This is a genomic window from Pseudomonas sp. FJ2-5-13 (assembly GCF_029201605.1).
Taxonomy (GTDB): Bacteria; Pseudomonadota; Gammaproteobacteria; order Pseudomonadales; family Pseudomonadaceae; genus Aquipseudomonas; species Aquipseudomonas lactis.
Window position 1 is genome coordinate 2,380,894 of record NZ_CP104045.1, and the last position, 11,693, is coordinate 2,392,586.

At 65.0% G+C, this 11,693-nt stretch carries 1 protein-coding gene; it reads left to right on the plus strand.

Annotation, left to right across the window (positions count from 1 at the left end; all coding sequences use genetic code 11):
- Positions 1 to 254 precede the first annotated feature (254 nt).
- Positions 255 to 11,642: an autotransporter-associated beta strand repeat-containing protein gene (locus tag N2A98_RS10715; RefSeq protein WP_275623393.1), complete on the plus strand. Its 11,388-nt coding sequence runs from the start codon at positions 255 to 257 to the stop codon at positions 11,640 to 11,642.
- Positions 11,643 to 11,693: the final 51 nt, after the last annotated feature.

Genomic DNA, 11,693 nt, shown 5'->3' on the forward strand with positions numbered 1-11,693 from the left:
CTTTTTCACATTTGGAAACTTGTATTTTTGTCGCGACAGTCAATGGGTGTTGGCTCTCATCCCATTCTTACGCCGGTCTTACGAAAGTATTAATACCATTTAATTCAATGGCTTTCGCGCAGGTCTACTAACGTTTCGAAAAACTGGATCAGTAGTCACCACGGTCAGGTGTTTCGAATTCGATGCGTGTGGATCGTTGAAACAAGGCTTGCACGCAGTCACGGATGAAAGGCTTGGACCACAAGGAGTAGAACGTGGATAGAAGACTTGCGACTGCCGCTTTACCTCGTATTTCTGCACTTTCTCTTGCGATCCGCCTGGGAGTGGCCGGGCTGGTGATGGGGCTGGCGAGCCCGGATGTGTTCGCCGCCTGTAGCCCGGCGAGTCCCACCGCTGGAGCGACGGTGACCTGTACAGGTGTGCCGTCATTGCCGCTGTTTCTCAATACCTTCAGCAGTGCAGTCAACAGCCTGACGGTCAACGTCAACGCGGGGGCGCAGCTCAATGCGACGTTGGGCGGTAAAGCACTGACCCTGACCGGCAACAACACGACGTTGAACAACGCCGGCACCATTGACCCGGCACTCCTCGGGTTGGTTTCGGTGCTGAGCGGTGGTGTGGTGATCGGCAACACGGCAGCCAGCGTGTTGAACATCACCAACAGCGCCACCGGCATCATGCGCGGGACTGGCGCGTTGCTGGGGCTGAACCTGGCCTCGCTGGACGGCATGGCCCTGAACGCCACCAACGGCGCAGGCGGCACCACCACGATCGTTAACAACGGTGTCATTGGTTCTTCCTCTTTGCTCGGCCTGACGCTGTTCGCCTCCGATACCCCGGTGGTGGCGGTCCAGGGTGGCGGCCAGGTCAATATGACGAATAATGGCACCCTGACCGGGCGCGTGGCGTTCGAGAGCTCCACTACAGGGAACACGTTCCGCAACACCGGCACCATCTCTGGCGGCGTGTCGATGGGGACCGCCAGTACCAACACCTTTACGGCAGTCACGGGGTCGCAAGTGACCAACGGCGGCGGCATTGGCGTAAGCCTGGGCGGACTGATCGGAGTGAACCTCACCTTTGCGCCCACCGGCCAGGTGGACGGCGGGGCAGGCGGCAGCAACTCACTGATCCTTGAAAACACGACGGGTGTCGGTGGTGGCAGTACGGGTACCGGCACGGTCTCAAGCGCCAACTATGTCAACTTCAACAACCTGGCCATCAACAGCGGCACCTGGACCTTGCTAGGGCCGCTGGTCAGCGGTAGCACCACGCTCAATGGCGGCGTGGCGCAATTCAATAACAACGCGACATTCGGCAGCGGTGTGCTCACGTCCAACGGCGGCGCTATCGAAGCCACCACTAACAACCTGACACTGGCTAACCTGATGACCCTCGGAACCGGTGGCCTGACGGTGCAGGGGGCTGCTACCGGGCTGACCTTGAACGGCCTGATCTCGGGCAGCACTGGCTTGACCAAAGTCGGTACGGGCGAATTGATCCTCAGCGGCGCCAACACCTTCCAGGGTGGTACCACCTTGAACGCCGGCACGCTTACATTGGGCAATGCCGCAGCGCTAGGTACCGGTGCCTTGACCGTGGCGGGTGCGGGTACTTTGCAGAGCAATGCTGCGCTGACAACCAGCAATGCGATTACCTTGAACGCCAATCTGACCGTCGACGGCGTGAACCCGCTGACCCTTGGCGGGGTTGTCAGCGGTGGTTCCGGGTTGATCAAGGAGGGCGTATCGAGCCTGGCGCTTACGGGCAACAATACTTACACCGGCGCCACGGCCCTCAACGCCGGTTCGCTGGTGGTTGGCTCCAATACTGCGCTCGGCACCAGTGTGTTGAACGCCTCGGCGGGTACCACGTTGGATGCCAGTGCAGCAGTGAGCCTGGGCAATAACCTCAACCTGGGCGGTAACCTGACCCTTGGCGGCAGCAACGCGCTGACCCTTGGCGGCGTGGTGGCGGGCCTTGGCGGGTTGATCAAGAACGGCCCGGCGGATCTGATCCTCAATCAAGCGAACACTTACCTGGGCAACACGGCACTCAACAGCGGCAAGCTGGTGATTGGCGCTACCGATGCCTTGGGTGCGGGTACGTTGAATGCAGCCGCAGGCACGACCCTGGACGCCAGCACCACTGCCACGCTGACTAACGCGATCAACCTGGCCGGTAACCTTGGAATCGGCGGCAGCGCCAACCTGACCCTGGGCGGCACGGTCAACGGTGCAGGCAGCCTGACCAAAGACGGCACGGCCGGCCTGACACTCAGCGGCAGCAATAACTTCCTGGGTGGCACTACCCTGAATTCGGGCAGCTTGACCGTCGGCAGCAACACGGCGCTTGGCCTGGGCAACTTGACCGTCGGCGGCGCCGCCACCCTTAACAGCACCTCGGCGGTGGCGCTGGGCAATAACATTGTCCTCAACGCCGGGCTGACCGTCGGCGGCGCCAATGCGCTGACCCTGGGCGGTGTAGTCAGCGGCGCGGGTGCGCTGATCAAGGATGGCCTGGCCAACCTGACCCTCAACGGCACCAACACCTTCAGCGGTGGCACCAGCCTCAACGCCGGCACGCTGACCTTGGGCACGGCAGGCTCCTCGGGCGCAGGCCCCTTGACGGTCGGCGGTGCGGCAACCCTGGATACCAGCGCGACCTTCACCCTGGGCAACGGGATTGCCTTGAATGGCGACCTGACGCTCGCGGGTAACAATGACCTCAACCTCAGCGGCGTGATCAGCGGCGCCAGTGCACTGATCAAAAATGGTTTGGCTGACCTGACCTTGAGCGGCAACAACACCTTTACCGGGCCATTGAATATTGTCTCCGGCAGCGTCACCACCGGCAGCACCGGTGCTTTGGGCAGCACCTCTGGCGTTGATGTCAGCGCTGGCGCTGCGCTGAATCTGGGCGTCGATTCCAGTCTGGCCGGTCTCAGCGGTGCGGGTGGCGTGGCAGTCGGCGGCGGTTTGAACCTCACGGTGGGTGGCGTCAGCACCAGCAGTACCTTTGACGGTGATCTCAGCGGCGCTGGCGGCTTGATCAAGGTCGGCACCGGCACCCTCACGCTCAACGGAATCAATGGCATCACCGGTAACACGGCGATCAACGCGGGCACCCTGGATGTCGAGGGTTCCCTGGGCAGCGCGTTGGTCGACGTGAATAGCGGCGGCACCCTTACCGGCAGTGGCTCGCTATTGGGTACGGCGAATATCAATAGCGGCGGGCACCTGGCGCTGGGCAGTGGCACGACCTTGTCGGCGGGCGGCCTGAACATGAGTGCCGGGGCCAGTCTGGATGTGGCTCTTGGCGCACCGTCGCTGACCTCGCTGATGAATGTCGGTGGCAACGTGAACCTGGCCGGCGACCTCAATGTGAGCGATGCCGGTGGCTTCGGCGCGGGAGTGTATCGCTTGATCAACTACACCGGCGGCTTGACCGGTGCGTTGAACGTCAACACGGTGCCGCTGGGCTTCGGCCTAGGTGATCTGCTGGTACAAACCTCCGTGGGCAGCCAGGTCAACCTGGTGGTAGCGGCGCCGAATATTCGTTTCTGGGACGGCAGCAACACCATCGCCAACGGCACTGTTGACGGAGGCAACGGCACCTGGACAGCGGGCGGCACCAACTGGACCTCGGCCGACGGCCTGTCCAACCAGACCTGGGGCGGCGGCTTTGCGGTGTTCCAAGGCGCGGCGGGCACCGTCAGTGTGAATGGCGTACAAACCATCACTGGCATGCAATTCGTCACCGATGGCTACAACCTGGTCAATGGCACCGGTGGGCAGTTGAGCACCGGCAGCGGCAACTTCGCCGTGCGCGTCGACCCACTGGCGACTGCCACCCTCGGCGTCGATATCACCGGTGCGGGCGTTCTGAACAAACTCGATACCGGCACGCTGGTGCTCAATGGCGCCAACAGCTACACCGGCGGCACCTTGCTCAATGGCGGCACGTTGGTGGTCGGCAGCAACACCGCGCTGGGCACTGGCACGCTGACCGCTGCGGCGGGCACCACACTGGATAGCAATGCCCCGGTGACCCTGGGCAATGATGCGGTACTCAGCGGCACCCTGACGGTCGGTGGCAGCAACGCATTGGCGCTCAACGGCGCCATCAGCGGCATCGGTGGCCTGGTCAAGAATGGCGCGGCAGGCCTGACACTCGGCGGCACCAACACCTTCCTGGGCCCTGTGGCCTTGAACGCAGGCGGGCTGATCCTGGCCAGCAATACGGCGCTGGGCGCGGGCGTATTGAACGCCGCAGGCGGTACCACCTTGGACGCCAGCACGGCGGTCACCACCACTAACGCGATCAACCTGGCGGGCAACCTGGGCATCGGCGGCAGCGCTGACCTGACCCTCGGCGGCGCAATCAACGGTGCGGGCAGCCTGACCAAGGAGGGCACGGCCAATCTGATCCTCAGCGGCGCCAACGCCTACCTGGGTGGCACCACCCTGAACGCCGGTACGCTGACCTTGGGCAGCGCCACCGCCCTTGGTTTGGGCAACCTTACCGTGGGCGGCGCGGCGACCCTGGATAACACGGCCGCGCTGACAGTGGGCAATGGCCTCGTGCTTGACGCCAACCTTGCCGTTGCCAATAGCAACGACCTGACCCTGGGTGGCCTGATTACCGGCACGGCTGGCCTGAGCAAAGACGGCGCGGCCAACCTGACCCTCAATGGCGTCAACACCTTCCAAGGCGGCACCACGCTCAACGCCGGTACGCTGACCCTGGGCACGGCAGCGGCCCTGGGTACCGGCGCCTTGAACGTAAACGGTGCAGCTACTCTGGCCAACAGCACACCGCTGGTATTGGCCAATGCGGTCAACCTCAATGCTGGCCTGACCGTGGGCGGTCTCAACAACAACCTGACCCTGGCCGGCGTGCTCGCCGGCAGCGGTAGCCTGGTCAAAACCGGCACGGCGGATGTGAGCCTGACCGGCACTAACACCTTCAACGGCCTGTTCGATGTGCAATCGGGCAGCCTCACCACGGTGGGCAATGGTGCACTGGGTGTCGGCGCTGGGGTCAACCTGGCGAGCGGTACTTCCCTCAACCTGGGCGGCAGCGCCAGCCTGGGCGCCCTCACGGGTACCGGGCTTGCAACCGTAGGGGCCGGCAGCACCTTGAGCGTGGGCAACAATAATCTGGACAGCACCTTCAACGGCGTCGTGGCAGGCCTCGGCAACCTGGCCAAAGACGGCACGGGCGCCTTGACCCTCGGCGGCCTCAGCGTGGTGACCGGGGATGCCCAGGTCAACGCCGGCAGCTTGCTCGTCAATGGTTCCCTGGCCAGCGCCAATGTGGCGGTGGGCAGTGGTGCCACCCTCGGTGGTACCGGTACTTTGTTGGGCAACGTGACCATCGCCGACGGCGGCCACCTGGCCGTCAATTCCGGCGCGACCCTCACCACCGGTTCGCTGCTGCTCAATGCCAACTCCAACCTGGATGCAGGCCTCGGCGCGCCCGCCACTGGCGGCACGGCGCTGGTGCAGGTCAACGGCAACCTGACCCTGGACGGCACGTTGAACGTCACGGATATCGGCGGCTTCGGTGCGGGCATCTACCGCCTGATCGACTACACCGGTGGCCTGACCAACAACGGCCTGCTGCTGGGCAGCCTGCCGGTGAACATCCCGGCCAGCGACCTGGACCTGCAAACTGCGATCGGCAACCAGATCAACCTGCTGGTCAACGGCAGCACCAATGTGCAGTTCTGGGACGGCAGCCAAACCACCGGCAATGGCACCATCGAAGGCGGCAGCGGCACCTGGAGTGCAGGCGGCAACCAATGGACCGGCGTCAACGGTGCATTCAATACCGCCTGGACGCCTAACAGCTTTGCCGTGTTCCAAGGCACGGCGGGCACCGTCACGGTTGACGGCGCGCAAGCCGTCACCGGTTTGCAGTTCGTCACCGATGGCTACACCCTGGCGGGTGGCACAGCGGGCGCCTTGACCCTGTTCAATGGCGTGGGTGGCAACACCGCCGTACGTGTCGATCCTGGCGTCACCGCCACCCTGGGCGTGGCGCTTAACGGCGGCGGCACCCTGGCCAAGCTCGACACCGGCACCCTGGTGCTTAACGGTGCCAACAGCTACACCGGCGGCACCGCCCTCGATGGCGGCACGCTGGTGGTCGGCAATAACAGTGCCCTGGGCAGCGGCCTCTTGACCACCGCCAACGGCACCACCCTGGACAGCAACACCGCGGTCAGCCTCGCCAATGCACTCAACGTCAACGGCAGCCTCACCCTCGGCGGCAGCAATGCCTTGACCCTGGCCGGCACCGTGGCGGGTACGGGCAGCCTGATCAAGAATGGCATCGCCAACCTGACCCTCAGTGGCAACAACACCTATGCCGGCCCAACCGCACTCAACGCAGGCGGCCTGATCCTGGCCTCCAACACGGCCCTGGGCAGTGGCGCTCTGAACGCGGCCGCTGGCACCACCCTCGACAGCAGCACAGCGGTCGCCCTGGCCAACACGGTCAATCTGGCCGGCAACCTGGGCATTCTGGGCACCGCCGACCTGAGCTTGAACGGCCTGGTCAGCGGTAGCGGTGGGCTGACCAAAACCGGCGCGGGCAACCTGACGCTCAACGGTGCCAACGCCTACCTGGGCGGCACGCAATTGAATGCCGGCTCCTTGACCCTGGGCAATGCGTCGGCCCTGGGCAGCGGTGCCTTGGCGGTCAATGGGGCAACCACCCTGGACACCAACACGGCGTTGGCCCTGGCCAATAACACCAGCCTGAATGCAGCGCTCACGGTCGGCGGTAGCAACGACCTGAGCCTCAACGGTGTGGTGGACGGCACGGGTTCGTTGACCAAGGCCGGTGGCGCCAACCTGACCCTCAACGGCGCCAACACCTACAGCGGCGGCACGGCGCTCAATGCCGGCACGCTGACCCTCGGCAGCACCACAGCCCTGGGCTCGGGCGCGTTGACCGTCGGCGCTGCGGCGACCCTGGCCAACAGCACGCCGCTGGTGCTGGCCAATGCGGTCAATCTTAATGGCGACCTCACTGTCGCTGGCAGCAACAACCTGACCCTCGCCGGTGTACTCGCTGGCAATGCAGCGCTGATCAAAAATGGCGCGGCGGACCTGCTGCTCACCGGCAACAACAGCTTCAGCGGCCCACTGACCGTGGCGGCGGGCAGCGTGACCACGACGGGTAATGGTGCGCTGGGCACCACCTCCGGCGTCACTGTCGGCAGCGGCGCGAGCCTCAACCTGGGTGGCGATGCCAACCTCAACAGCCTGGCCGGCAACGGCACGGTGCAGGTGGCTGGTGGCGCTACGCTGGCGGTGGGTGGCAGCAACCTGGATAACAGCTTTGGCGGTGCGCTCAACGGTGCCGGCAACCTGGATAAAAACGGCAGCGGGGTGCTCAACCTGAGCGGCACCAATGCCCTCAGCGGCGCGGCCACCGTCAACGGCGGCACCTTGAATGTCACAGGCTCACTGGCCAGCGGCACGGTGGCAGTCAACAGCGGCGCGACCCTGGCCGGCAGCGGTTCATTGGCCGGCGCGGTGACCGTGGCCGACGGTGGGCACATCGGCCTGGCCTCCGGCAGCACGCTGTCGGTGGGCTCGTTGGTGCTGGGGGGCAACTCGAACCTGGATGTCGGTCTCGGCACTCCGGTGCTGGGTGGCGGCACAGGCCTGCTGAATGTCGGCGGCAATCTGACCCTGGACGGCAACCTCAATGTCACCGATATCGGCGGCTTTGGCAGCGGCGTCTACAACCTTATCAACTACACCGGAGCCTTGACCGATAACGGCCTGGCTCTTGGCACACTGCCAGGCAGCGTGGTGCCGGGCGACCTGCAAGTGCAGACCGCGATCACCAACAAGGTCAACCTGCTGGTGACCGCGCCCAACACCACCGTGCAGTTCTGGGATGGCAACAGCCTGATCGGCAACGGTGCGATTGACGGCGGCAACGGCACCTGGAACGCCGGCAATACCAACTGGACCAATGTCGACGGCACCCTCAACCAGGGCTGGGTCAACAGCTTTGCGGTGTTCCAAGGCGCGGCAGGCAACGTGACGGTGGACGGCACGCAGAACATCACCGGCATGCAGTTCGTCACCGACGGCTACACCCTGGGCGCCGGCACGGCGGGCGTGCTCAACCTGGTCAATGGCGGCACCGGCAACACCGCGGTGCGCGTCGACCCGAACGCCACCGCCACCCTGGGCGTGACCCTCAACGGCGCCGGCACCCTGGCCAAGCTCGACAGCGGCACCCTGGTACTCAACGGCAGCAATGGCTACACCGGCGGTACCGCGCTGAACGGCGGCACCCTGGTGGTGGGCAATAACAGTGCCCTGGGCACAGGCGCCCTGACGGCGGCCGGCGGCACCACCCTGGACAGCAACGCGGCGGTCAGCCTGGCCAATGCGGCCGTGCTCAACGGTGCGTTGACGATGGGTGGCAGCAACGCGCTGACCCTCAATGGTGGCATCAGCGGCAGCGGCAGCCTGGTGAAAAACGGTGCGGCAGCGTTGACGCTCAATGGCGTCAACAGTTACAGCGGCGGCACGGGCCTGAACGCCGGTCAATTGATCCTCGGCAATAATGCTGCCCTGGGCAGTGGCGCTTTAACGGTGGGCGGCGCGGCGCAACTGGATGGCGGCACCGACCTGCAACTGGCCAATGCCCTCAACCTCGGTGGCCCGCTGACCCTGGCCGGCAGCCACGACCTGGCCCTCAACGGCGTGGTCAGCGGCAGCGGCAGCCTGGTGAAAAATGGCAGCGGCGCCTTGTTGCTGACCGCTGCCAACACCTACAGCGGCGGCACCACGCTCAACGGCGGCAGCACCACGGGCAACACCACCAGCCTGCAAGGCGCTATCGCCAACAACGCGGCGTTGACCTTTGAGCAAGCCATCGACGGCACCTACACCGGCAACCTCACCGGTACCGGCGTGTTGAACAAAACCGGTACCGGCGCGTTGCTGCTCAGCGGCAACAACACCTTTACTGGCAACACCAACGTCAACACCGGCAGCCTGCTGGTCAACGGCACCTTGAATAGCGCCGTGGTGCAAGTCGCTAGCGGCGCGACCCTCGGCGGCAGCGGTACCCTGGGCGGTGCGGTGAACATGGCTGACGGCTCGGTGCTCCAGGCCGGTGCCGCGACACCACTGTCGGTGGGTTCGCTGGCCTTGTCGTCGGGCACCACCCTGGACTTCGCCCTCGGTGCGCCGGGTGCCTCCAGTACAGCGGTGAACGTGGCGGGCAACCTGACCCTGGACGGCACGCTCAACGTCAGCGACACGGGCGGCTTCGGTGTCGGTGTGTACCAGCTGTTCCGCTACGGCGGCAGCTTGACCGATAACGGCCTCACCTTTGGCACCTTGCCGGTGGCGCTGGGCAACCTGAGCCTGCAAACGGCGCTGGCCAACCAGCTCAACCTGGTGGTGCAAACCGCCCCAGGGCAGATCCAGTTCTGGAACGGCGGCACCACAAACCCCGATGGCAGCATCACCGGCGGCAGCGGTACCTGGGGCCCAGGCACCAACTGGACCGATCCCACCGGCACCCAAGGGCAGGCGTCCACCAACCAGTTCGCCGTATTTGGCGGGCAGGGCGGCACCGTGACCGTGGTCGGCAACCAAGGCTTCACTGGCCTGCAAGTGCTGGACGCCGGCTACACGCTGGTCGCCGGCGAAGGCGGCAGCTTGAGCCCCACCAATGCGGCGGATGGCAGCCTGGCGCCGGTGCGGGTCAATTCCGGCGTGACCGCTCAGATTGATGCACCGCTGGTGGGAACCGGCGGCATCAACAAGCTGGATGCCGGCACCTTGCTGCTGACCGGCGCCAATACCTACACCGGCGGCACCACCGTCAGTGGCGGTACGCTGGCGGGCACCACCACCAGCCTGCGTGGCAGGATCCTCAACAACGCGCGGTTGTTGTTTACCCAGCGCACCAATGGCCAGTTCAGCGGCACCTTGAGCGGCACCGGTGCGCTGATCAAGCAAGGCGCAGGCGCGCTGTTGCTGACCGGCAACCAGCCATTCAGCGGCACCGTGGCAGTGGAAGAGGGCGTGTTGCAAGTGGGTAACGCGGCCAACCCAGGCGCGGTACTTGGCGGCCAGGTCACCGTGGCCAACGGTGCAGGGCTGACCGGTAACGGCAGTGTCGGTTCGCTGGCCAACAACGGCTCGGTGACACCCGACGGCGGCAAGCTGACCGTGGCCGGCAACTTCACCAACGCCAGCACCGGTGCGCTGAACCTGGTGATCACCCCATCCACCACCGGCTCCCTGGCCGTGGGCGGCACCGCCAACCTGGGCGGCACCTTGAATGTGGTCAACCTGGCACCCTATGCCGGTGCCACCACCTACACCTTGCTGACAGCCGGCGCGGTCAACGGCACCTTTGCCACCACCAACCTGGAGAACCTGGCGTTCCTGACTACCGCGTTGAACTACAGCCCAACCCAAGTGGCCCTGGCGGTCAGCCGCAACGACGTCAGCTATGCCAGCGTGGCGGCCACCGGTAACCAACGCGGCGTGGCGGCGGCGTTGGGCACAGGCACCGCAGTCGGTGGCGCAGCGGTGCAAAATGCACTGCTTAACGGTGATGCAGCGGCGGCACGTGCGGCCTTCGACAGCTTGTCCGGTGAAATCCACGCCAGCACCGCCAGCGCCATGCTTGAAGACTCGCGTTACGTGCGTGACGCCGTCAACGAGCGCCTGCGCCAACCGGGTTGCTACCGCGAGGACGACCCGCGCAATGCCCTGGCACCCAGCGAGAACCACCTGAGCAGCGCCGGTTGCCACGGCGAGATGGTCGGTTGGATGCGCGTGCTCGGCACCTGGGGCCATATGGGCGGTGACAGCAACAGCGCCAAGCTGGACCGCAACCTCAGCGGCTTCCTGCTCGGTACCGACAAGCAAGTGGACGACGCCTGGCGCGTGGGCGTGGCCGCCGGCTACACCCGCAGCGACCTGGACGCCAAGCGCCGCAATTCCAGCGCCGATGTGGACAGCTACCACCTGATGGCCTACACCGCCTACCAGCAAGAAGCCTTCGCCGCACGCATGGGCGTGGCGTACAGCTGGCATGACATCGAAAGCAAGCGCAACGTGGCCGTCGGTGGCGAGGGCCAACGCCTCAAAGCCGACTACAAGGCACGCAGTGCACAAGTGTTCGGTGAAGTCGGCTACACCATTCAAACCCCTACCGTGGCCCTGGAACCGTTCGCCGGCCTGGCCTACGTCAACTACGACAGTGACACCATTAAGGAGAAAGGCGGCTCGGCAGCCCTGCGCGGCGATGCCGACCAGGACATCACCTACTCGACCTTGGGCGTGCGCATTGGCCAGACCATCACCCTGGGCAACGGCTCGAAAATCACCCCACGGGGCAGCATCGGCTGGCGCCATGCCTTCGGTGACACCAAGCCCGACGCCGACCTGAGCTTTATCAATGGCGGTGGCTCGTTCAGCACCCAGGGCGTGCCGATTGCCAAAGACAGCGCGGTGGTGGAAGCGGGCCTGGACTACCAGATCAGCCAGAACGGCAGACTGGGCCTGGGCTATTCGGGCCAGCTCTCGCGCAACGACAAGGACCACGCAGTGACGGTAAGTTTCTCCCTCGGTTTCTGATCAAGGCCGAGTTTTTTTGAACCGCCCGCAAGGGCGGTTTTTTTTGCCCCA